Here is a 21,684-nt window from a genome sequence, read left to right as displayed (position 1 = left end):
TGTCGGCGAGGGTTTCGTACGGGCCGGTCAGGTGGCGGGTCCGAGGTCGTCCAGGTGTACGGCGGTGAAGGATTGCAGCGTGCGTACGAGCTGGGAGGCGAGGAACCATCGCAGGGCGGGGTCTCCGTACGGCACCGGAATGTCGGTGCCCGCCAGGACTTGAAGGCCGCTGCCGGTGTACGCGTACGGGGTGCCGATGACCCCGTACAGAGGTGCGCTCTGTGCGAGCAGCGCGACGCTTCCGTGTTCGGCGAGGTAGGGACACCGCTTCGAGGCCACGCGGGCGTGGCGTCGGCAGACCGGGGGCTGAGCGGTGCGGACCGTGGTACCCGGCGTGGGCACGGCGCCCTTCCTGCCTTCCAGGAACAGGACTCCCTCGGGAGTCCTGGCGTCATCGACGCACACCTGGCACCGGAGTCTGAGCATGGTCTCGCGCTGCCGCGCGGGATGGACCAGCCGCCATTTCGGCTCACCGGCCGGCAACCGGTCGTCTCCGATCGACTGGGACACGCGGGACCACAGGACGCCACGCACGGTCACGGTCCTCCCTGGTCTCGTCCCAGTAGCCGAGGCGTGCGACACCGGTGACATCGAAGGTCGCGCGCAGGGAGAAGAACGAGTCGGCCTCCTCCCCCTCACGAGCGGTGATGTAGGGGATCAGGCGGCTTTGCTTCATCGCGGTCATGCGGCTGCTCCCGTCGTGCCGTCCGGCAGCAGCTCGCCGGTGTCCTCGAAGAGCAGGACGCCGTTACGGAGCGATGTCCAGCCCATGATGTGGTTCCGGGCCCTGGGCTTTGCCGCTTCGCGATCCGACTGATCCGCCGTCGGGCAGGGGGGTGTGCGCGGATACATGCGTATTGCTCATCCTCTCGGTCGCTCGGTGATTGCCGAGGAGGTCGTCAGGGGGCGCGGTGCACGGATGGCCCGTCGCCGTGGCCGCGAACAGGGATGGGCACGGCGGTCCGCTGGGGTTGTTGTCCGGACGCATCAGCCACTACCGGGAATCTGGAGGGCGCACCACAGCCGGGTGCGTTCGTCCGAGAGTCCCCAGGAGTCGGCAACCGCGTCGACCAGGCCCAGGCCCCGGCCGGTTTCGGCGAGACCGCCGTCACCCGGCGTCTTGATCTGACTCTCGTTGAGCTGGATGACAGAACTGCCGCCCACGACGAGCCAGAGGTGCGTGGCTGTACGCCACATGCGCACAGCGACCGGGCCTCTGCCGTGGGCAAACGCGTTGGTGACAAGCTCCGTGACCAGGAGATCAGCGGCTTCGATGAGGCTTTCGATTCCCCAGTGCCGAAGGTGCGCCCGTTCGATACGCCGAACCTGACGGGGCCGCGACCTGTCTTCGTCGGAGAGGGAGTCGCCCGGACCCGTGGTGCGATCGAGGATGATCTCGAAGCCCTTCACCGACAGATTGCGAAGGCCGGGACACATCTCATCCGGCCCGGTTGACTGCACAACTGCAGCCGGGGCAGCAGTGCGGACGGTTGGTGCAGCTTGCGCGTTGGCCAAGAGGGCGACGCGCTTCGAACGCTTCGACGTGCGTGCGGTCACTGAGTCTCCTCCGAACTCGCGATGCCGGACGGCCTGTGCCGAGGGCCGTGGGAGGAGTCTGTGGGTGACGCAAGCTCGGAGGGACCGCCGGAGCGATATCGCTACTGCGATACCGAAATGCCAATAGCCTTATGGAAGCCGAGGATTGAGATGGGGCAATGCGTCAGGGGCAGTTATGAAATCGTCGTCTCGGGAGTGCAGCAAGTGTGGGAACAGACTGAGTCAGTACAACTCTGAATCACTGTGCGCTCCGTGTTCCCGGGTCGGTGACGCACCACGCATCCCCGACCGGGCGTGGCGGGACGATCAGGTCCACAGGGCCCTGGCTGCTTGGGACTTCGGCGAGTTACTGCGCCTTCTGCGCCGCCGGTCCGGCCTCTCTCAGATGGCTGTTCGCTCCATGACGGGACTCACGCAGTCGTTCATCTCAGATCTGGAACGGGGCCGTAAGCAACTGGGCGGAGGCGATGCCATCATCGACGTCCTCAACGGGCTCGGACTGCCGGCAGACCTGAGCCCCTTGCTTCTGACGCCCTTCGGCGAAGCGGAGCGGGAGCCCTCTTTGGGGCACATCGACCCGGCCTTGCCGTGGAGTGCCGACCGTATGGTGACGTCACTGGACATGGCTATCGGAGGTGTCATGAAACGCCGTGGAGTGCTGACCTTGAGCGGGGCCGGCCTGATGCAGTACGTGCTGCAGTCCACCATTGCGTCCCCCGAAGCGATGGCTTCGACGTCTGCGGACGGCGCCAAGGTCACCGCCCCTCTGATCGCCTCCTTGCAGGCGACGACGGACGAACTCCGGATGGCGGACGCCAGCAGCGGCAGCGGCAGTCTGGCCAGCACGTCTCTGTCACACCTGAAGATCCTGCTCGGGCTGATGAAGCACGGCGCCTACGACGAGGCTCTGGGCCGTCGGCTGGCGGCGGTGACCGCAGACGCGGCTGCGCAGACGGGTTGGTACACGTTCGACGGCGGTGACCACGCGAAGGCTCAGAAGCTGTTCCTCGCCGCGCTGCGAGCGGCCCATGCTTCCGGAGACCCCCGGCTCACCGCAGGGGCTCTGTCGTACCTGGCCATCCACGGCTACTCCGTCGGAGACCCACGAGACGCGGTCACTGCGGCCCGCACCGCGCGGCAGACCATCAGCAACCAGGATGCTCCAGCCCTCCAAGCGATGCTTTTGACCCGGCAGGCCCGGGGCCATGCCCGTCTGCGCGAGGAACGAGCCGCCCGTGCAGCTCTTGAAGAGGCCCGGACGCTGTGTGCTCAAGGCAAGGGCGAAGACGACCCGTACTGGTTGTACTGGATCAAACCCGGTGAAATCCTCGGCCAGACGGCTAGCTGCTTCCTCGACCTGGGCCGCCCCGCAGAGGCCGCAGAAGCATTCGATGCCGCCCGCGGTGAGCTGAGCCGCGATGAAGTCCGGACCACCGCACAGTTCCTCTCCCGAGCGGCCACCGCCCACATGCAGACAGAGAATCCCGACGCCGGCTGGGCCACCGGGCAGGAAGTGCTCAGCCTGGTGAACGGTGTCCATTCCGCCCGCCTCGACGATCACCTCCGCTCCATGCTCAGGGAGGCCCGCCGATTCGAAGCCTCCCCATCCGCGCGTGCCCTCCTGGAACGAGGCGAAGCCGTCATGAAGAGGCGCGCGGCGGCATGATCCTGGTGCTGTGGGACATCGACCGGACGCTTCTCTACGTCGGCGACATCGACCGGCTCGTCTACCGCACGGTCTTCGAGGAAGTGGTCGGCCGCGCCCCGGAAAAGCTGCCTGCGAAGGGTACCGGGGTCACCATGCCGGTCGCCGTGAGGGAACTCCTCACCGCCAACGGCGTTCCCGCCGGTCGAATTGGGGAACTCGCGCGGCAGATCGTCACCCGCCTCCCGGACGAACTGGCGCGTCACCGCGCGGCAATGCTCACCGATGGGCAGTTGCTCCCCGGTGCTGTCGAGGCCCTTACCGCCGTACGGAGATCCCCGGGGCTTCTGCCGTCCATCGTCACCGGAAACCTTCGGGACAGCGCCATGATCAAGCTCTCGGTGTTTGATCTGATCAGCCTTGTCGATCCTGCGGTCGGCGGGTACGCATCGGACGACTCATATCGTCCGGCCCTGGTGGGTATCGCGCAGCGGCGAGCCGGAGCCGCGTACGGATACGCCTTCGACCGGAGCAACACCGTCATCGTGGGCGACTCGCTGGAGGATGTCCGCACGGGTCGCGAAGGCGGAGCCCGCGTTGTCGGAGTCGCCTCCGGAACGACGTCGGCCGCGGCCTTGACCGCCGCGGGCGCCGACGGCGTCATGGCCGACCTGACCGAGGTGTCCCGGCTTCTCCATCTGATCGAGCGAAAGCCTGCCTGAGCGGAGGGGGCAGGCTTGGTCGGGGGTGGTGGGCTCGCTGCGCTGGACCATGTCACGGTGCAGATATTGCCGGCGTCGTCGAGCGGCTACCGGGCCAGTCAGAACTTCGCCTTGCTGGAGCAGCACGATCCTCTGCCCAAGTTGCTACAAGCCGACCACGTGAACGGTCAGTGCTGGGTGACTGACAAGAAACCCGAGGTCGGAAAGTTCTCCCGCAGGTTTGAAGCCTTGCGGGCTGCGGCTCTCGGCCCGAACGAGACGTCGCGCGTCCTGAAGGAAGCTGAGAAATTCCAGAATGAACGGAAGTCGTAGCCATCAACACACAAGCGAACCAGTCCACTGACTTGGCGCCAGAAAGCGCCTGGTTCAAGTCGTCGTACAGCAGCGGTGCTGAAGGTAACTGCATCGAGGTCGCCGACCTGGATACCGAGATCGCCGTTCGGGACTCGAAGTGGAAGGAGGGACCAGCTCTCAAGGTTCCCCCCGCCTCGTTCTCCGCTTTCATCGGCATAGTGAAGAGTGGCGCAGCGCGCTTCGGTGGCATCGTCTGATCACCTGCAAGGTGATGGTGGTGCGGGTCCTCCCCGGGGTCTGCGGGGAGGACCGCCTCTGGTGATCCTGCCGGGCCCAAAAGCCCTCATACCGCGGAGGCGGCGAAGGGCAGCACTTCGAGTGCGCCGACGTCACCGGAACGCACTCCGGCGTCGCCGTGCGCGACTCCAAGAACCCAGACGGCCCCGCCCTGCTGCTCACCACCGAAGCGTTCCACGGATTCATCGGGGCCATGAACCGGAACGAGTTCGCCCGGCCCTGACCCGATCCTCGTACGAGAAGTGGCCTGTCTCTCCCGCCCGTAACAGGGGGAGACGGGCGACATTCGTCGGCTGCGTCAATGAGGCGGAGGGAGCTTCACGATCCTCGGCTCATGGAACGCCCGCGCTTCGACGCCACGCGCGACAGCGGCGGGCCCCGGCTCGGACACCGGAGTCCCTGCACCAACTGACACGAGAGTGGGCGCGTAGCCAACAACACCGACATCACAGCCCACGAAGTGGCCCCCGAGTCCAGCCGGACCGTCCTGACATGCTGGGCGGCATGGTGACTCTCGATGGAAAACCCGTGTCCGCAGAGGAATTGCTCCCCCTGGCCCTGACGAACACGGGCCACTTCACGTCCATGCGTGTCAGTGCCGACGGCAGCATTCGCGGCCTGGCGCTGCACATGGAACGCCTTGTGCGGGACAGCAAGGTCGTCTGGGGAGCCGACCTGGACACCGGGCGCGTCCGCGAGTACGTCCGCCAGGGGCTGGAAGGGCGGAGCGGCGGCCCGTGCGTGGTCCGCGTCACCCTCTACGACCCGCAGATCGACATGGGGCACCCGGCGGACGCCGACGACCCGCACATCCTCGTGTCCGTGCGCGACGCCGGCGCTCTGCCCCCGGAGCCACTGCGGGCCAAGAGCGTGACGTACGAGCGGGAGCTGCCCGAGGTGAAGCACGTCGGCCTCTTCGGCGCCCTGCGCGCGCGCCGCACGGCACAACTCGCCGGGTTCGGCGACGCCTTGTTCGTCGGCCATGACGGGCTGGTCAGCGAGGGCGGGACCTGGAACGTCGGGTTCGTGGACGACGAGGGCACCCTCGTGTGGCCGCAGGCCCCGGTCCTGCCGGGCGTCACCGTGGCACTGCTTCAGCAGCACACGGAGCACCGCACCGCCACGGTCACCCTGGAGCAGGCCAAGGACATGGCGGCGGCCTTCGCGACGAACACCAGTATCGGAGTCCGGCCCCTGGCAGCGATCGACGACACCGAGTTCCCCGTCGAGCACCCGGTTCTGCTCCACCTCCAGGAGACGTACCTGGCCATCCCCGGCGAGAGCCTGTAGGGCGACGCGACCATGACGGGGGTGACCAGGTGGACCGGCCGCGAAGCTGAGCTGCTGCGCCGGGCCATGCGGAAGAAGGGCAAGGAGTTCGCCGAACTGGTCGGCGTCAACCCCCGCCAGATCCCCCGCTGGAAGCTCCGGGGCGAGACCATCGAACTCGAACTCGACAACCAAGCCGCGCTGGATACGTTGCTCGCCCGCGCTGACCCTGCGGTGCAGCAGCGGTTCGCCGCGCTGCTCACCGAGCGGGCCGCCGTCGAGCACGACGAGCGGGCCGAGGAACTGCTGCGCACGGACCCGCGCACCCGCAGGCACCCCGTCGACGGGGCGGTGATGACCCTCGTGGAAGAGGGCATCTACCTCTCCGGCCCCGACAACCGTTCGGTGTGGCTGGAGCCGTACCTCATCGACGTCTACCCGACGACGAACGGGGACTACGCGCGGTTCGTACTGGCCACCGGACACCGGCCACCGCAGGACTGGCCCGCAGGCCGTTGTCCCGTCACCCTGGCCAACCATCCCGTGGTCTGGGTCACTTGGCACGACGCCACCGCTTACGCCCGCTGGGCGGGCAAGGCGTTGCCCACCGGGCAACAGTGGGAGAAAGCGGCGCGCGGCCCGCGCGGACGTGTCTACCCGTGGGGTTTCGAGCCGACCGCCGCGAAGGCCAACACGGCCGAGGCCGGCATAGATGCGACGACCCCCGTGTCCCGGTACCGGTCCGGTGTCAGCCCGTACGGCGTCTTCGACATGTGCGGCAACGTGTGGGAGTGGTGCTCGACCGAGGAAGCGCCAGGCAACGGCCGGTACGAGCTGAAGGGCAGCGCCTTCACTTCCCCGATCGAGCGTGCGGCCCCCTCCCTGCGGAACGCCGCCAACAGCGGGATGAAGGACAACGACACCGGATTCCGCTGCATCGCCCCCGCATAAGGCGCCCGCCGACATCCTTGCGCGACAGCTCCGTTCGTCGTGGTGTGGCACTTCGACCGGGCCTCGCCGGACGACGTCGAGTCATCAGCCCGTATGGCCCGGCGAGATGCTGACCGACTACTGGTCGGTCAAGGGCTGACCCGATCACGGAAAAGGGAACGCCCGGGGTGCCGGGAACCGTTCGTCCCCCGTACCCCGGGCTCAGCCCGCCTCAACCCCCCCCCGCGGGGCCCCGGCTACTTCAGATACACCAGGCCGTCCGTCGTCACCGTCGGACGACCACTCGTGCCGACCACCACGATCTTCACCGTGTGCTTCGCGCTCGACGACCACGTCTTCGTCCAGATCGCGTCGCGGTACTTCGTGGTCGTGGACTTGAGGTCCACCGTGGCCACCTTGGTGCCGTCGACGTACACGTACGCCTGGCCCGACGACGAGGCCCGGGAGACCACCCACGCGGCCGAGCGGCCCGTGAACGTCCACGTCAGGGACGCGTTCTTCGAGGACGACGAGTACGACTTGCCGCCCAGGTAGCTGGACGACGACTTCGTGGTCCAGGTGCCCGACTTGGTGGCCGAGGTCTCCTGGAGGATCGTCGGCGTGCCCGCGACGGACGCGGTGCCCTTGTTGCCCGCCTGGTCGTACGCGGTCATCGACCAGGTCGTGGCCGCGGCGGACTTGGCGGTGTGCGAGGCGCTCGTCGTGGTCGGGCCGTACGTCTTGGCGACGGGCGCCGTGAGCTTGACCTCCTTGAGGGCCGCCGTGTCGGTGGCCTTCCAGGACAGGGTCAGCGGGACCGCCGTCGTGTTCACCGTGCCCGTCTTCAGGGCCAGTGACGGCTTCGTCGTGAAGGTCGGAGCCGTCTTGTCCGCCACCACGGTCGCCGTCGCCGACACCGAGGTCTTGCCGGAGATGTGGGTGGCCCGGACCTGCACCTTGTGGGTGCCGACCGCGAGCGTCGCCTTCGCCGAGGTCGCCGTACCGGTCGCGGTCGCCGCCACCTTGCCGTCGACCAGCAGCTCGTACTTCGACACGAACGCGGACGGAGTCGTCGCCGACCAGCCCACCGTCACGTCGCCCGTGGTGTAGTACGTCGAGCCCGAAAGCCCTGCGCCCGTCACGGACTTGATGGCGAGTCCGGCCACCGGGCCCGCCGCGTACGACCGGATGGCGGGAAGCTGCGCGTACAGCTTGTCGCCGGGGCACTGGGTGTTGAAGCCGTCACGGTGCCCGGAGATCCGCTGGAACGGATAGACCGTGCCCGCCGTGAACTTCTTGCCGAAGAAGTTGTTGCCGGTGGCGCCGGCGAGGAGGTTCACCGTTCCGGCCGGGTCCGCCTTGTACTGGCCCAGCTTCCACGCGGCGACCCGCGCCACGGACTGCGTCGCCACAGTGGCCGCGGCGGCATCCGTGTACGTACCGATGACGGCGATACCCGTCGACTCCCGGTTGAAGCCGTAGGTGTGCGCGCCGAACACCGGCAGGTCCACACCGCCCTTACGGCCCTCGAAGATCGTGCCGCACTTGTCGACCACGAAGTTGTAGCCGATGTCGTTCCAGCCCTGGCTCTTGACGTGGTACGCGTACAGGCTGCGCACGATCTCCGGTGAGTCCGTGCACGCGTAATCGCTGGTCTGCGCGGTGTGGTGGACGAACACGGCCTTGATGTCGGTCAGGTAGTCCGACGGGTCCGGGCTCATCTTCTCGTCCGCGCCCCAGCCCGCGCGCGACGTGATCGGCGGCCGGGGAGCCGTCGACGGCGGCGCGGTGGGGATGGAGGTGGACGGGGACGGCGACGCCGTGGGGCTGGACGAGGAGGGGGCCGACGCGGTCGGTGACGTGGACGCCGGGGGCGTCGTCGGCGCGGAGCTGGTCGGCGCCGGGTCCTGCGACGGGCTCGCGGTGGTCGGGTCACCCGGCTCGGCCGGCGCGCCGGTGTCCGTGGCGCCCGGCTCCGGACTGTTGCTCGACTCCTCGGTGGCGTCCGGCTCCGCGGGCTCCGCCACGAACGCCGCCGGCTCCACATCCGCCGTACCAGACGTCGCGCCCTTGCCCGGGTCGATCATGTCGAGCCGCAGCCCGGCCGGCAGCTTCCCGCCGGTCGACGTGCCGTCGAGACGTACCTCGACACCGTTCGACGGGCCCACCCAGCGGGGCTCGGTGGCGCCTCGGACGCCCCCGCTCTCGCCTTCCATGCGGCTGTCGATCTCGGTGTCCAGGTCGAGCCAGTCCGACCACTGCCCGGTCTTCGCGGACCGCGTCCGCACCTCGACCTTCCCGGCCACCTTCGCGGCGGGATCGGTCCAGGTCACGCCGAGCATGCTGTACGGCTCGGTGTCGCGGCGCGGCAGCGCGGCCGTGCGGCCGTTGTCGGCGACCTTCAGTGCGGCCCTGTTGACGTCGGTCTCGACCGGACCCGACTTGGCGTCGGGTTTGCCGTCGCCCTGGTCGGAACCGGTCACTCCCTGGAACACCAGCACTCCGGCGACGGAGGCCGCCGCGACGGCGCCGCTGATCCAGATTCTTCGATGCGCTCTCAAGTTTTTTCCCCGCGTGTGAGGACGAAATCGCCGGTGGCGAGTGGTCTCGCGTGTCCGGCGAGTGCTGAGGACAGCCGTGGGGGGCGACCTGTGCGGGGTGATGATCTCAGGTGAACATGACAGCCGACTCACAGGGTGCAGAATTCACCGCCGCCCCAGCAACCGTAAACAGCCCCAGCAACCGTAAACAGCCCCAGAAACCACAAATAGCCCCAGCGACCGTAAGTAGCCCCCGCAGCCCCCGCAGCCCCCGACCTTCAGGGGCGGGTGACGCTCACCCGGTAGTTCCCCGACACGTCGATCCCGGTGACCGCGACCCTGGTCCGCGACTTCTCGTCCGTGAACGACTCACCCGGCGCGAACGGCGCGTCCGACAGTTCGGCGTGCACATTGGGCCGCCGCGTACAGCCCCCGCTGTCCTTGGTCGAGTCGTAGACCGTGACGGGCCCCCGGCCGGTGTCGACGTCGGCGTCGACGCGGTAGACGAGGACGCCCGGCTTGCACACGGCCTCGTCGTTGCCCTCATGGGTGCGGACCTCGACGGCGAGGCCCGTCCTGGTGTCGAGCGGGACGAACGCCAGCTTCTGGCCGCCCTTGCGGGCCAGCGGCGAGAGCGTGTAGTCGGTGGTGCCGCGCTTCGACGCGCAGGCGATCTGGTCGTCGTCGAGCCAGCCCAGTTTCCACTTGTGCCAGCCGAGCAGATCGTTGTTGGCGCCCCAGTCCTCGCTCATGATGTCCCAGTGCCCTACGGCCCCGCCGCCGTCCTGGGTGTAGAGGTCGGGCAGCCCGAAGACATGGCCGTTCTCGTGCGGCAGGACGCGGTAGCCGGTCTCGCCGTAGGAGCCGGAGCCGTCGTCCTGGCGGCTGTAGACGAACGAGGCGTTGGACACGGGCACGCCGTCGGCAACCGGTGCCTCATGGTTGCCCGCGAAGGTCACCGACAGGACGGTGTCGAGCGCGGAGGGGCCCGCGTTGGGCGTGGCCAGGACGTTCAGCAGGTCGTAGTCGCGGAAGTCGACGTCGGAGTCGGCGGCGGTCACGATGTCGTCGACGAGTTTGCGGTACCCCGGGTCGAAGGGGGCACCGCGCTCTATCCCGTACTCCTTGAACGGCTTGGGCATGCGCAGCCATTTTTTTACGGGGGTCTCGGGGCGGTAGTCGAGACGGCCGTACGAGCTGGTGCGGAACCAGTCCTGGGTCTGCGGGAAGAACTCGCCGTAGCGGTCGAGCGCCGTGCCCTCGCCGGGGGCGTCGGGGAAGTCGACCATCAGGTTGAGCGCGCGGACCACGCCGGTGGAGCGCGTGTATCCGGGCGCGGTCGGCACGCCTTCGGACATCTGCACCCCCATCGCGCCGCTGATCATGCAGGGGCCGAGGGTCGCGCTGCGGGCCGACAGGGAGGTCGGCCCCGCTGCGGTGCGCGAGCCGTGCGTCAGTCGTCCGGTACTGGCCGTCGTGGTGACCGCGAGGGTGAGGGCGGTGAGCGAGGCGAGGACCGTGCCGCGGCGCGGGCCGCGTATCCGACGGCTGGACGGCTGCATGCGGTGGCCTTCCGGTCCCGGCAGCCGCAGGTTCTGGCCGCCCCCTGGTGATCACCCTCCGCCGGGGGGTGGGGGAGCGCGCGCCGGGTACGGCCGATCGGGCAACGGCCCCCTTCCGGCGGGCGTGACTCAGGTCACAAGGGGAGGGGGAAATATCTGGGGAGTGGATCCCCGTTTGGAACTTGTGTCCGCGCGAAGCGGGGAAGTATTCCCCGCTTCAAGGGACGGTAAAGAGACAGGAAAGAGACACCGGTACCCATACCGGTGCCGACATCGCCCAGGAGGGCCCCGTGGAGACCGCAACCCCCGCGCAGCGCCGTGTCACCCGGCCGAGGGCCGATGCCCTGCGCAATCGGGAGCGGATCGTCGTCGCGGCACGCGAGATGTTCGTCGAGTACGGCCCCGAGGTGCCGCTCGACGAGATCGCGCGCCGCGCGGGCGTGGGCAACGCGACCCTCTACCGGAACTTCCCCGACCGGTCCGCGCTGGTGCACGAAGTGGTGTGCCACGTCATGGGCCGCGCCGCTTCGCAGGCCGAGGCGGCGCTCGCCGAGGGCGGCGACCCCTTCGAAGGGCTCCGCCGGTTCGTCCACCAGGCGGCCGAGGAGCGCATCGGCGCGCTCTGCCCGATGCTCTCCGGCGACTTCGACACCCACCACCCGGACCTCATGGCGGCCCGGGACCGGATCGAAGGGCTCGTCACGGCGCTCATGGAGCGGGCACGCGACGCGGGGCAGCTCCGCGACGACGTCGATGTCGGCGATCTGATGGTCGCCCTCTCGCAGCTCACCCGCCCGCTGCCGGGTACGGGCTGCCTCAACTTCGACCGCTTCGTGCACCGGCACCTTCAGGTGTTCGTCGACGGTCTGCGCGCACCGGCGCACTCCGTACTGCCGGGGAGCGCCGCCACCTTGGAGGACCTGCGACAGCACTGACCAGCACCGACCTGTACCACCAGCACTGACCAGCACATCGACCGGCACACCGTCCAGCACCGACCCTTACGCCGCCGTGGGCCGCACCACACCCACCACTCCATACCCGGCGTTTGTCCTCTTCTTCTCCTTCTTCACCTTCTTCATCCCTTTCGCACTTTTCGTTTTCTCGAAGTCCTGAGGTGGGTTCACGCATGTCCGAAACAGCTTCTCCGGCCCGTACGGCGCCGCCGCCGGCCGATCCCAAGCGGTGGAAGGCGCTCGTCTTCATCGCTCTGGCGCAGCTCATGGTGGTGCTCGACGCGACCATCGTGAACATCGCGCTGCCGTCCGCCCAGCAGGATCTCGGCATATCCGACGGCAACCGGCAGTGGGTCATCACGGCCTACGCCCTCGCCTTCGGCGGGCTGCTCCTGTTCGGCGGCCGGATTGCCGACCTGTGGGGCCGCAAGCGCACGTTCGTCACCGGTCTCATCGGCTTCGCGCTGGCCTCCGCGCTCGGCGGTGCCGCGCAGGGCGAGGCGATGATGCTCGGCGCCCGCGCCCTCCAGGGTGTGTTCGGCGCGCTGCTCGCGCCCGCCGCCCTGTCGCTGCTCGCGGTGATGTTCACCGACGGCAAGGAACGCGCCAAGGCGTTCGGCATCTACGGTGCGATCGCCGGTGGCGGTGGCGCCGTCGGACTGATCCTCGGCGGATTCCTCACCGAGTACCTGAACTGGCGCTGGACCTTCTTCGTCAACATCCCGTTCGCGATCATCGCGGCCGTCGGCGCGTACTTCGTGATCCGCGACCCGGCCGGCAGCCGCAACCGCTCCTCGCTGGACATCCCCGGTGTCGTCCTGTCGACCCTGGGTCTGGTCAGCCTCGTGTACGGGTTCACGCGCGCCGAGTCCGTCGGCTGGTCGGACGCCTCGACCGTCGGTCTGTTCGTGGCGTCGGCGGTCCTGCTCATCGCGTTCGTGGTCACCGAGTCGCGGGTGAAGTCGCCGCTGCTGCCGCTGCGCGTCCTGCTGGACCGCAACCGGGGCGGGGTGTACCTCTCGCTCGGGCTCGCCGTCATCTCGATGTTCGGCCTGTTCCTGTTCCTGACGTACTACCTCCAGATCGTGAAGGGCTACTCGCCGGTCAAGACCGGCTTCGCCTTCCTGCCGATGATCGCGGGCATGATCACGGGCTCCACGCAGATCGGTGCCCGGCTGATGACGCGCGTCCCGCCGCGGCTGCTGATGGGCCCCGGCTTCCTGGTCGCGGCGGTCGGCATGCTGATCCTGACGCAGCTGGAGATCGGTTCGTCGTACGCGGGTCTGCTGCTGCCCGGTCAGCTGCTGCTCGGCCTCGGCATGGGTACGGCGTTCATGCCGGCGATGTCCCTCGCCACGCACGGTGTCGAGCCGCGTGACTCCGGGGTCGCGTCCGCGATGGTCAACACCTCGCAGCAGGTGGGCGGTGCCATCGGTACGGCACTGCTGAACACGATCGCGGCGTCCGCGACGACGTCGTACCTGAAGGACCACCTGGGTTCGGCGACCTCCAAGCCGGCGCAGCAGCTCGTGCAGCTTCAGGGCATGGTCCAGGGCTACACCAGCGCGATCTGGTTCGCGGTCGGCATCCTGGTCCTCTCGGCCGCGATCGCCCTCGGCCTGATCACCACGGGGCGCCCCGGCGCCACGACGGTGACGGGTTCGACGGCGTCGGGCGAGGGGGCGGAGGAGGACGTGAAGATGCCGGTGATCGCCCACTAGTGCCTCCGGCGGTCGACCGGTGTTCTGCCTCCGGCGGTGCCGATCCCCCTGCGGGTGGGGTTGGCACCGCCGGTTTGGTGTGGGGTGGCTGAGCGCCGCTGCGGCGGACAGAAATGAAGGGCGAGCCCGCCCTTCGCGCGGCCCGAGGACCGGACCTTCAGGTCCGGAACTCTTTCCGCCGCAGCGGTGAGAAGGCCCGTGGAGGGTGTCCGGCGGTGTGGGGCGCATGCGTGTGGGTGGGTCCGGGCCGGAGGCCCGGTTCAGTTACCGGAGCCAAGGCAAATCCGCTCCCGCTTCCGAGGGCTGCAAGCCTTCCGCCACCACCCTCATGATCTCCCCGAGGGACTTCTGCTGTTCCGGGGTCAGACGGTCGAAGAGGGCTTGGCGTACCGCATTCACGTGGCCCGGGGCCGTGCGGCGCAGCACCTCGTAACCCTCGTCGGTCAGTACGGCGAACTGGCCCCGCTTGTCGGACGGGCAGTCCTCCCTGGTCACCCATCCGCTCTTCTCCAGCCGCGCCACGGCATGCGACAACCGCGACCGCGTGATCTTCGCGTCCATCGCCAGCTCGGTCATCCGCAGCCGCCGCCGAGGCGCCGCCGCGAGCTTCACGAGGAGGCCGTAGTAGATGTGCGGCATCCCCGCGTCGCGCTGAAGCTGCCGGTCGAGATGGTCGTCGAGGAGCGTGGTCGCGTGGAGATACGCCTGCCACGTGCGCTGTTCCTCGTCGTCGAGCCAGCGCGGCCCGGGTTCCGTCGTCATGTCGTCCACTCGTCCACTGTACGAACCTCCTCCTTGAATCTTAAACAAATCGGAGCTAAGGTCCAGTACCAAGAAAGCTTGAGGATTCAAGGAACTGTCGGGAGCCGCAGCCATGACCGCCACCGCCGCACCGGAGCGCATGCCCGCCCTCTACCTCAGTCACGGCGCCCCGCCGCTCGCCGACGACGCCCTCTGGCCCGGCCAGCTCGCCGCCTGGTCCGCGCGGCTCCCGCGCCCCAAGTCGATCCTGATGGTCTCGGCCCACTGGGAGGAGGCCCCCCTCGCCCTGGGCGCCACCGCGACGCTCCCCCTGGTCTACGACTTCTGGGGCTTCCCCGAGCACTACTACCAGGTGCGGTACGAGGCGCCCGGCGCCCCCGAACTCGCCGACTCCGTACGGAAGTTGCTCCGCGCCCCCGGCGTCCCCGTACAGGACGTCCCGGACCGGGGACTCGACCACGGCGCGTACGTCCCGCTCGTCGAGATGTACCCGGACGCCGACATCCCGGTCCTCCAGATCTCACTCCCGACACTCGACCCGCGCCGCCTGATGGACATCGGCCGCAAGCTCGCGCCCCTGCGGGACGAGGGTGTGCTGATCGTGGGCAGCGGATTCTTCACGCACAACCTCGCGGCGCTGCGCCACCAGGGGGTGCCCGGGTGGTCGGCGGAGTTCGACGACTGGGGCCACCGGGCCCTGGACGCTTCCGATGTCGACGCCCTCCTCGACTTCACCCACACCTCCCCGGCCGGCGCCCTGGCCCACCCCCGTACCGAACACTTCGCCCCCCTGTTCGTCACGCTGGGCGCGGCCGACGCGACCGGTGACCTCGGGGCGCAGCGGAGTGTGATCGACGGCTTCTGGATGGGCCTGGCCAAGCGATCGGTCCAGTTCGGCTGACGGCCTACATCGGGCGCTCGTACCAGGCGACATCCCAGTAACGGTCGAACTTCCTGCCGACCTCGCGATACGTGCCCACGTGCTGGAAGCCGAAGCGGGCGTGGAGGCGGGCCGACGCCTCGTTCGGCTGCGCGATCCCCGCGTACGCGCGGTGCAGGTCCTCGCCGGCCAGGGCCTCGAACAGGGCCTTGTAGAGGAGCGTGCCGATGCCCCGCCCGGCGGCCTCGGGGGCCAGGTAGATCGTGGTCTCGACCGAGGTGTCGTACGCGGTTTTCCACCGGAATGGGCTCGATGTCGTATATCCGAGTATCGTGGTGGATTCGGCTTCCTGAGCAACCAAGAGGCGGTACGGGCCGTCTTCCGGGTGGGAGAGCAGCCAGGGCCGGCGCTCCTCCGGGGTGAACGGGGCGGTGTCAAAGGTGATCGCCGTCTCACGGACATAGTGGTTGTAGAGGTCCGTGAGCGCCGTCAGATCACCCTCGGTACCCGGCCTGACCTGTACTTCTGTGGGATCCGACGACATCTGGCCTCCTTGTGGCCGGGCAGGATACTGCATGATCACAGAAATGGACGGGCGCGGTGGGAATTCTGTCCGGATTCCAGTCGTTGTTTCCTTCGGACGCCGGACATCCGGAAGGGTGCCCCGGCCCCACCCAGGACCCGCCCGAATCGTAAGGGAGCACGCATGGCAACCCGTGCCGTCGCCCGTCGTCAGTCCGCCACCGGCCGGACCGATACGGCAAGCGGTGTGCGCGCCGTAGGCGGCGAGGTCGCCGACCGCGACCTGGTCGGCATGTACCTCGACGAGATCGCGCGCACACCACTCCTCGACGCCGCCAAGGAAGTCGAGCTGTCACAGATCATCGAGGCCGGAGTCTTCGCCCGCCAGATACTCGACGGCGAGACGGAGACCACCAAGGTCGGTGACGCCTCACGCGAGGAGCTGGAAGCGCTCGTCGCCGAAGGCGAGCGGGCCAAGGACGTCTTCATACGGTCCAATCTGCGACTGGTCGTCGCCGTGGCCCGCCGTTATCCGCGCAGTGGTCTGCCCCTGCTCGACCTGATCCAGGAGGGCAACGCGGGGCTGGTCCGCGCGGTGGAGAAGTTCGACTACCGCAAGGGCTTCAAGTTCTCGACCTATGCCACCTGGTGGATCCGTCAGGCGATCACCCGCTCGATAGCCGACCAGTCCCGCACCATCCGCCTCCCCGTCCACCTGGTCGAGGAGCTGGGCCGGATCCGGCGCGTGCAGCGCGAGTTCAACCGCGAGCACGGCCGCGAGCCGGAGCACACGGAGATCGCCACCGAGCTGGGCTCGACCCCCGAGCGCGTCAGCGATGTCCTCGACTGGGCCCGCGACCCGGTCTCGCTCAACATGTCGGTCGACGACGAGGGAGAGACCCAGTTCGGCGACCTCCTGGAGGACACCTCGGCGGTCTCGCCCGAGCAGTCCGTCATGACCCTGCTGCGCAGCGAGGAGCTGGACGACCTGATCGGCCGCCTCGACCAGCGCACCGCGTCGATCATCAAGATGCGGTACGGCATAGACGACGGCCGGGAGCGTACGCTGACAGAGGTCGGCAAGGAGCACGGTCTGACGCGGGAGCGGATACGGCAGATCGAGAAGCACGCGCTGCTGGAGCTGAAGCGGTTGGCCCGGGACACCGGATTCGACGCGGTGGCTTAGCAGCCGACCCCACCGGGTAGGCGGGCCGCCAGACGGCGGCCCCCGCCCCCACATACGAGCCCCGGCGCCCATCCCCCCCCGGCGCCGGGGCTCCCCTTTGTCCACGGCGGGTTGTCCACGGGCGGGAAAACACTTGACCAACCCTTGACTGGGAACTGGAAACAAACCTAACTTTCAAGGACCACACCCCCCGTGGAGCGCGCCGCGCCCATGGAGCCTCGGTTTGTCATGCTCGCCTCATGAAGGGTATGTCTGTCATGTCCTTACGGCTCCTCCAACGACTGCGTCCCACCGCCGTCCTCACCCTGGCCCTGACGCTGTTCCTGACCCTGTTCCTGGGGTTCGGCACCAGGGCCGACGCCGCCCCGGACGCCGCGCCCCGCGCCGCCACCCCGGTCGGCGTCAACGGCAAGGTCCGCGTCTGCGGCACGAAACTCTGCAACGCCTCCGGCACCCCGATCCAACTGCGCGGCATGAGCACCCACGGCACCCAGTGGTACGCGCAGTGCGTGACCGACGGCTCGCTGGACGCCCTCGCGGGCGACTGGAACGGCGACATCCTCCGCGTGTCCACCTATGTGCAGGAGGGCGGCTACGAGACCGACCCGGCCAGGTTCACCGACCTCGCGAGCCGCATCGTCGACCAGGCCACCGCACGGGGCCTGTACGTGATCGTCGACTGGCACCAGCTCACCCCGGGCGACCCCAACGCCAACACCGCCCGAGCCCGTACCTTCTTCACCGAGATGGCCCGCCGGCACAAGGACAAGGTCAACGTCCTCTGGGAGATAGCCAACGAGCCGAACGGCGTCTCGTGGCCGAGGATCAAGAGCTACGCCGAGACCATCATCCCGGTCGTCCGGGCCCAGGACCCCGACGGCGTCGTCCTCGTCGGCACCCGCGCCTGGTCCTCGCTCGGTGTCTCCGACGGCGCCGACGAGACCGAGGTCGTCAACAATCCGGTGAAGGCCGACAACATCATGTACACGTTCCACTTCTACGCCGCGTCCCACAAGGCGGAGTACCTGAACACGCTGTCCCGGGCCGCCGACCGCATCCCCATGTTCGTCACGGAGTTCGGCACCCAGAACTACGCGGGTGAGGGCGCCAACGACTTCGCCCAGTCGCAGCGGTACATCGACCTGATGGCCCAGAAGAAGATCAGTTGGACCAACTGGAACTACTCGGACGACAACAGGTCGGGCGCCGTCTTCAAGTCGGGTACCTGCGCACGCGGCCAGTGGACCGGCACCTCGGTCCTCAAGGAGGCCGGAGTCTGGATCCGCGAACGGATCCGCAGCGGCGGCTTCTGAGGGGTGAAGCGTGGACGCCACGGCCCGCCGGGCCGTGGCGTCTATGGATGGCCGGCGGATGGTGCCGTCGCCCCGGTGAGCCGTTCGGCCAGCGTCCGCATCGCGGTGGCCAACTGCCGCGGCTCCTCCACCGTGAAGGGGTGGCCCAGGTCGGCCAGCCGGAAGGCCAGCCAGTTCAGCGGCGCGTCGGTCGTGGCGCGCAGCCGGCAGGACGTCTCCGTCAGTGGTTCCGGGGTGCCGAGGAACGACCCGAGCTTCCGGCCCACCACGTCGGCGGGCGCCGCGAACACCACCACCAGGTCGTACGCCTCCCGCCCCCGGCCGTACATCGACCGCCGCAGGAACTCGGCCGCACTCCCCTCCGGCATCTCCCGCGAATCGAACCGCGCCCCGGTCGCGAACGGCTCGGTCACCCGGTCGACGCGGAAGATCCGCCAGTCCTCGCGGCCGAGGTCGTACGCCACGAGGTACCAGCGGCGGCCGGTCGACACCAACTGGTACGGCTCCGTCAGCCGCCGGGACTCCGTGCCGTCCGCCGCCCGGTACGCGAACCGCAGCCGCTCCGTGCCCGCCACCGCCGACGCCATCACGGTCAGCGTCTCGGGCGCCACCAGCGCCCCGTCCCCGGAGGTCAACGGCACCGTCGCGGCCTGCAAGGTCGACACCCGGTGGCGCAGCCGCGCCGGCAACACCTGTTCCAGCTTCGCGAGCGCCCGTACGGACGCCTCCTCCACGCCCTCCACCGCGTGCCCGGCGCCCGCGCGCAGCCCCACCGCGATGGCCACCGCCTCCTCGTCGTCCAGGACGAGCGGCGGCATTGCCTTGCCCGCGACCAGCCGGTACCCGCCGTCCGCGCCGCGTGTCGCCCGTACCGGATAGCCCAGCTCACGCAGCCGGTCGATGTCCCGGCGCAGCGTGCGGCGCGAGACCCCGAGCCGCCCGGCCAGCTCGCCGCCCGGCCATTCGCGGGGGGTCTGGAGCAGGGAGAGGAGGTGGAGGAGCCGGGCCGGAGTGTCCGTCGTCATGCCTCACAGAGTGCCGTACACAGCGGTCAGGATCTGACCTAATGGGCTCCTAGAGTCTTCCTCATGACCTCACCGACACCTCAGGTCGCACCTGGGACACCCGACCGGCGCCGCTGGTTCGCGCTGGCCATCGTCATGACGGCGGCCTTCATGGACCTGGTCGATGTCACGATCGTGAACATCGCCATCCCGTCCATCCAGCGCGACGAGGGCGCCACCTTCAGCCAGATCCAGTGGATCACCGCGGGATACGCGCTCGCCTTCGCGGCCGGCCTGATCACCGGAGGCCGCCTCGGCGACATCCACGGCCGCAAGCGGATCTTCCTCATCGGCATAGGCGGCTTCACCCTCGCGTCCGCGCTCTGCGGCTTCGCCGCCAACCCCGAGATGCTCGTCGCCTCCCGCATCCTCCAGGGCGCGATGGCCGCCCTGATGGTGCCGCAGGTCCTGTCGATCGTGCACGCCACCTTCCCCGCGCACGAACGCGGCAAGGTCTTCGGTCTGTTCGGCGCGATCGTCGGACTCGGCGCCGTCTCCGGACCCCTTCTCGGCGCCCTGCTCACCGAGTGGAACCTGTTCGGCCTGGAGTGGCGGCCGATCTTCCTCATCAACCTGCCGGTGGGCATCGCCGGACTGATCCTCGGCCGCCGGTTCATCTCCGAGTCCCGCGCGCCGCGCGCCCTCAAACTTGACCTGGTGGGCGTCGCCCTGGTCACCCTCGGCCTGCTGATGCTGCTCTATCCGCTCACCCGGGGCCGCGAACTGGACTGGCCGGTCTGGGGTTTCGTGTCGATGGCGGGCGCGCTTCCCGTCTTCGGCGCCCTCATCGCGTACGAGCGGGCCAAGGCGCGCAAGGACGGGTCGCCGCTCCTGGAACTGTCCCTGTTCCGGGTGAAGAGCTTCGCCGCCGGTATCGCCGTACAGACCGTCTTCGGTATCGCCCTCGGCATCTTCTTCCTGGTCTGGACCCTCTACATGCAGGTCGGCCTCGGCTGGAGCATCCTGCGCGCCGGGCTCACCGGGGTGCCGTTCTCGATCGCCGTGTCGGTCGCGGCCGGTCTGTCCGTGCAGAAACTCGTCCCGCGCTTCGGCCGCAAGGTCCTCCAGGCGGGCGCCCTCACCATGGCGGCCGGCGTCCTCACCTACATCTGGGAGTCCGAGCGGTACGGCGCCGCGATCACGTCCTGGCAGATGGCGCTTCCGCTCGTGGTCATGGGCGTCGGCATGGGTCTGATCGTCGCGCCGCTGACGGACGCGGTGCTGTCCGACGTACCGAAGGAGCACGCCGGGTCGGCGTCCGGCCTGATCAACACGGTCCAGCAGATGGGCAACGCGCTCGGGCTCGGCCTGGTGTCCGTCGTCTTCTTCGGCGTCATCGACGAGAGGGTGGCGCCGGGGGCGATCGGGGCGGAGTTCGTGAACGGGTTCCAGCACGCGCTGTGGTGGGTGGCCGGGGTGCTCGTGGCGATCTTCCTGGTGATGTTCCTGCTGCCCCGGACGGCTTCGGGGGCGCGGGGCGCGGAGGCGGCGGAGGTGCCGGGACCGGGGCCGGAGGTTCCGGGATCGACGGCTCCCGAGCGCGAGAAGGTGCTGGTTCCCTGAGCCGCCATGCTTGAGTACTTCCGTTCATGTCTGCCCCGTGCCTGAATGTGTTTACTTTCCTCGAACGTCGCCGTAACATCCGACGGAAACCACACACTCGGGCATGGTCAGACATGAAGCGGAGGTACTCGGACATGTACGCGCCGGAGCGTCAGCAGGAGATCCTGCGGCTCGCCCGCGACGGCGGCCGGGTCGACGTCCTGTCGCTCGCCGACACCTTCCAGGTCACCGCCGAGACCATCCGCCGCGACCTGAAGGCCCTGGACCGCGCGGGCCTCGTCCGCCGCGTGCACGGCGGCGCCATCCCTTCCGGCCGCCTCGACTTCGAACCCGACCTCGCCGAACGCGAAGGCACCGCCGCCGACGAGAAGGACCGCATCGCCCGCGCCGCCCTCGCCGAACTCCCCACCGACGGCACCGTCATCCTCGACGCAGGCAGCACCGTCGCCCGCCTCGCCGCCGAACTGCCCCTGGAGTCGACACTCACCGTCGTCACCCACGCCCTGCCCATCGCCGCCCGCCTCGCCGACCACCCCGGCGTCCAGCTCCACCTGGTCGGCGGCCGGGTACGGCACCGTACGCGCGCCGCCGTCGACGCCTGGGCCCTGCGCGCGTACGCCGAGATCCGCGCCGACGTCCTCTTCCTCGCCGCGAACGGCTTCTCACCCGCGTACGGACTGACCACCCCCGACCTCGCCGAGGCCGCCGTGAAACGCGCCGCCGTCGCCGCCGCCCGCCGCGTCGTGCTGCTCGCCGACTCCGCCAAGTACGGTCAGGAGCACTTCGCCCGCTTCGGCGACCTCACGGACATCGACGTCCTCGTCACCGACAGCGGCCTCGGCGCCGACGACGCCGCCGCCATCGAACGCACCGGACCCGAGGTGGTCCGCGCATGACCCCC

21 protein-coding genes and 1 pseudogene are annotated in these 21,684 nt (G+C 69.0%); 14 read left to right on the top strand and 8 right to left on the bottom strand.

Annotated elements, in window-relative coordinates; translation table 11 throughout:
- Positions 1-27: 27 nt before the first annotated feature.
- The 3 genes from ACIQNU_RS20575 to ACIQNU_RS20565 form a co-directional block, all read right to left on the bottom strand.
- Complete coding sequence (locus ACIQNU_RS20575; RefSeq protein ID WP_401368208.1) at positions 28-540, bottom strand: hypothetical protein; 513 nt, start codon at positions 538-540, stop codon at positions 28-30.
- A gap of 141 nt (positions 541-681) precedes the next feature.
- Entirely contained in the window at positions 682-852 is a 171-nt protein-coding gene (locus tag ACIQNU_RS20570; RefSeq protein WP_401368205.1) for a DUF5999 family protein, read from the bottom strand.
- Between the two features lie 135 nt (positions 853-987).
- Positions 988-1,557 carry an ATP-binding protein gene (locus ACIQNU_RS20565; protein ID WP_401368202.1) on the bottom strand — a complete coding sequence of 190 codons (570 nt, stop codon included), beginning with the start codon at positions 1,555-1,557 and terminating at the stop codon, positions 988-990.
- A 175-nt stretch (positions 1,558-1,732) separates the two neighbouring features.
- On the opposite strand from ACIQNU_RS20565, the gene ACIQNU_RS20560 reads away from it, so the two are divergent.
- The 7 genes and pseudogenes from ACIQNU_RS20560 (at position 1,733) to ACIQNU_RS20530 (ending at position 6,735) form a co-directional block, all read left to right on the top strand.
- Positions 1,733-3,223: a helix-turn-helix domain-containing protein gene (locus ACIQNU_RS20560; RefSeq protein WP_401368200.1), complete on the top strand. Its 1,491-nt coding sequence runs from the start codon at positions 1,733-1,735 to the stop codon at positions 3,221-3,223.
- A complete protein-coding gene (locus ACIQNU_RS20555) occupies positions 3,220-3,924 on the top strand; it encodes an HAD family hydrolase (protein WP_401368198.1) in 705 nt (234 codons plus the stop codon). Before ACIQNU_RS20560 ends, ACIQNU_RS20555 begins: the two co-directional genes overlap by 4 nt.
- A gap of 15 nt (positions 3,925-3,939) precedes the next feature.
- A complete protein-coding gene (locus ACIQNU_RS20550) occupies positions 3,940-4,236 on the top strand; it encodes a Scr1 family TA system antitoxin-like transcriptional regulator (protein WP_401368195.1) in 297 nt (98 codons plus the stop codon).
- A 32-nt stretch (positions 4,237-4,268) separates the two neighbouring features.
- Positions 4,269-4,475: a DUF397 domain-containing protein gene (locus tag ACIQNU_RS20545; protein WP_401368193.1), complete on the top strand. Its 207-nt coding sequence runs from the start codon at positions 4,269-4,271 to the stop codon at positions 4,473-4,475.
- 137 nt (positions 4,476-4,612) lie between these two features.
- Positions 4,613-4,738 (top strand): annotated as a pseudogene (locus tag ACIQNU_RS20540) (DUF397 domain-containing protein); the annotation flags it as partial.
- A gap of 281 nt (positions 4,739-5,019) precedes the next feature.
- Complete coding sequence (locus tag ACIQNU_RS20535) at positions 5,020-5,805, top strand: aminotransferase class IV family protein (protein ID WP_401368190.1); 786 nt, start codon at positions 5,020-5,022, stop codon at positions 5,803-5,805.
- Positions 5,806-5,817: 12 nt separating this feature from the next.
- A complete protein-coding gene (locus ACIQNU_RS20530; protein ID WP_401368187.1) occupies positions 5,818-6,735 on the top strand; it encodes a formylglycine-generating enzyme family protein in 918 nt (305 codons plus the stop codon).
- Between the two features lie 236 nt (positions 6,736-6,971).
- Here ACIQNU_RS20530 and ACIQNU_RS20525 read toward each other — a convergent pair whose 3' ends face one another.
- Together ACIQNU_RS20525 and ACIQNU_RS20520 are read right to left on the bottom strand one after the other, a co-directional pair.
- The gene (locus ACIQNU_RS20525; protein ID WP_401368184.1) at positions 6,972-9,275 is read right to left on the bottom strand and encodes a peptidoglycan recognition protein; all 2,304 of its coding nucleotides are present in this window, start codon (positions 9,273-9,275) and stop codon (positions 6,972-6,974) included.
- A 257-nt stretch (positions 9,276-9,532) separates the two neighbouring features.
- Entirely contained in the window at positions 9,533-10,816 is a 1,284-nt protein-coding gene (locus ACIQNU_RS20520) for a M6 family metalloprotease domain-containing protein (RefSeq protein WP_401368182.1), read from the bottom strand.
- A gap of 290 nt (positions 10,817-11,106) precedes the next feature.
- Between ACIQNU_RS20520 and ACIQNU_RS20515 the strand changes: the two genes are divergently transcribed.
- Entirely contained in the window at positions 11,107-11,751 is a 645-nt protein-coding gene (locus tag ACIQNU_RS20515) for a TetR/AcrR family transcriptional regulator (protein WP_401368180.1), read from the top strand.
- 194 nt (positions 11,752-11,945) lie between these two features.
- Positions 11,946-13,493, top strand: a complete 1,548-nt coding sequence (locus ACIQNU_RS20510; RefSeq protein ID WP_401368177.1) for an MFS transporter — start codon at positions 11,946-11,948, stop codon at positions 13,491-13,493.
- A 264-nt stretch (positions 13,494-13,757) separates the two neighbouring features.
- Here the strand turns inward: ACIQNU_RS20510 and ACIQNU_RS20505 are convergent, their stop codons facing one another.
- The gene (locus ACIQNU_RS20505) at positions 13,758-14,255 is read right to left on the bottom strand and encodes a MarR family winged helix-turn-helix transcriptional regulator (RefSeq protein WP_401368967.1); all 498 of its coding nucleotides are present in this window, start codon (positions 14,253-14,255) and stop codon (positions 13,758-13,760) included.
- A gap of 112 nt (positions 14,256-14,367) precedes the next feature.
- Between ACIQNU_RS20505 and ACIQNU_RS20500 the strand changes: the two genes are divergently transcribed.
- Positions 14,368-15,156 (top strand): dioxygenase, encoded by a 789-nt coding sequence (locus ACIQNU_RS20500; RefSeq protein WP_401368175.1) that lies wholly within the window; start codon positions 14,368-14,370, stop codon positions 15,154-15,156.
- Positions 15,157-15,160: 4 nt separating this feature from the next.
- On the opposite strand, the gene ACIQNU_RS20495 is transcribed toward ACIQNU_RS20500, so the two are convergent.
- The gene (locus ACIQNU_RS20495; protein WP_401368172.1) at positions 15,161-15,679 is read right to left on the bottom strand and encodes a GNAT family N-acetyltransferase; all 519 of its coding nucleotides are present in this window, start codon (positions 15,677-15,679) and stop codon (positions 15,161-15,163) included.
- Between the two features lie 162 nt (positions 15,680-15,841).
- Here ACIQNU_RS20495 and ACIQNU_RS20490 point away from each other — a divergent pair, with 162 nt between their 5' ends.
- Together ACIQNU_RS20490 and ACIQNU_RS20485 are read left to right on the top strand one after the other, a co-directional pair.
- Entirely contained in the window at positions 15,842-16,843 is a 1,002-nt protein-coding gene (locus tag ACIQNU_RS20490; RefSeq protein WP_401368170.1) for an RNA polymerase sigma factor RpoD/SigA, read from the top strand.
- Positions 16,844-17,082: 239 nt separating this feature from the next.
- Positions 17,083-18,156: a glycoside hydrolase family 5 protein gene (locus tag ACIQNU_RS20485; RefSeq protein ID WP_401368168.1), complete on the top strand. Its 1,074-nt coding sequence runs from the start codon at positions 17,083-17,085 to the stop codon at positions 18,154-18,156.
- Positions 18,157-18,197: 41 nt separating this feature from the next.
- On the opposite strand, the gene ACIQNU_RS20480 is transcribed toward ACIQNU_RS20485, so the two are convergent.
- Positions 18,198-19,181: a helix-turn-helix transcriptional regulator gene (locus ACIQNU_RS20480; RefSeq protein WP_401368165.1), complete on the bottom strand. Its 984-nt coding sequence runs from the start codon at positions 19,179-19,181 to the stop codon at positions 18,198-18,200.
- A gap of 63 nt (positions 19,182-19,244) precedes the next feature.
- Here ACIQNU_RS20480 and ACIQNU_RS20475 point away from each other — a divergent pair, with 63 nt between their 5' ends.
- Positions 19,245-20,783, top strand: coding sequence for an MFS transporter (locus tag ACIQNU_RS20475; protein WP_401368163.1), 1,539 nt, complete (start codon positions 19,245-19,247; stop codon positions 20,781-20,783).
- Between the two features lie 134 nt (positions 20,784-20,917).
- Positions 20,918-21,679: a DeoR/GlpR family DNA-binding transcription regulator gene (locus ACIQNU_RS20470; RefSeq protein WP_401368160.1), complete on the top strand. Its 762-nt coding sequence runs from the start codon at positions 20,918-20,920 to the stop codon at positions 21,677-21,679.
- Positions 21,680-21,684 lie beyond the last annotated feature (5 nt).

The sequence above is a fragment of the Streptomyces sp. NPDC091292 genome (assembly GCF_044757265.1).
Lineage (GTDB): Bacteria > Actinomycetota > Actinomycetes > Streptomycetales > Streptomycetaceae > Streptomyces.
The sequence above is the reverse complement of the archived record's forward strand: the minus strand, read 5'-3'. Positions and strand labels throughout refer to the sequence as shown.

Bases quoted from the DNA above. Each gene is read 5' to 3' on its own strand.
- ACIQNU_RS20570 (WP_401368205.1), bottom strand. From the start codon at position 852: ATGTATCCGCGCACACCCCCCTGCCCGACGGCGGATCAGTCGGATCGC.
- ACIQNU_RS20560 (WP_401368200.1), top strand. From the start codon at position 1,733: ATGAAATCGTCGTCTCGGGAGTGCAGCAAGTGTGGGAACAGACTGAGT.
- ACIQNU_RS20555 (WP_401368198.1), top strand. From the start codon at position 3,220: ATGATCCTGGTGCTGTGGGACATCGACCGGACGCTTCTCTACGTCGGC.
- ACIQNU_RS20535 (WP_401368190.1), top strand. From the start codon at position 5,020: ATGGTGACTCTCGATGGAAAACCCGTGTCCGCAGAGGAATTGCTCCCC.
- ACIQNU_RS20530 (WP_401368187.1), top strand. From the start codon at position 5,818: ATGACGGGGGTGACCAGGTGGACCGGCCGCGAAGCTGAGCTGCTGCGC.
- ACIQNU_RS20520 (WP_401368182.1), bottom strand. From the start codon at position 10,816: ATGCAGCCGTCCAGCCGTCGGATACGCGGCCCGCGCCGCGGCACGGTC.
- ACIQNU_RS20510 (WP_401368177.1), top strand. From the start codon at position 11,946: ATGTCCGAAACAGCTTCTCCGGCCCGTACGGCGCCGCCGCCGGCCGAT.
- ACIQNU_RS20505 (WP_401368967.1), bottom strand. From the start codon at position 14,255: ATGACGACGGAACCCGGGCCGCGCTGGCTCGACGACGAGGAACAGCGC.
- ACIQNU_RS20500 (WP_401368175.1), top strand. From the start codon at position 14,368: ATGACCGCCACCGCCGCACCGGAGCGCATGCCCGCCCTCTACCTCAGT.
- ACIQNU_RS20495 (WP_401368172.1), bottom strand. From the start codon at position 15,679: ATGTCGTCGGATCCCACAGAAGTACAGGTCAGGCCGGGTACCGAGGGT.
- ACIQNU_RS20490 (WP_401368170.1), top strand. From the start codon at position 15,842: ATGGCAACCCGTGCCGTCGCCCGTCGTCAGTCCGCCACCGGCCGGACC.
- ACIQNU_RS20485 (WP_401368168.1), top strand. From the start codon at position 17,083: ATGAAGGGTATGTCTGTCATGTCCTTACGGCTCCTCCAACGACTGCGT.
- ACIQNU_RS20480 (WP_401368165.1), bottom strand. From the start codon at position 19,181: ATGACGACGGACACTCCGGCCCGGCTCCTCCACCTCCTCTCCCTGCTC.
- ACIQNU_RS20475 (WP_401368163.1), top strand. From the start codon at position 19,245: ATGACCTCACCGACACCTCAGGTCGCACCTGGGACACCCGACCGGCGC.
- ACIQNU_RS20470 (WP_401368160.1), top strand. From the start codon at position 20,918: ATGTACGCGCCGGAGCGTCAGCAGGAGATCCTGCGGCTCGCCCGCGAC.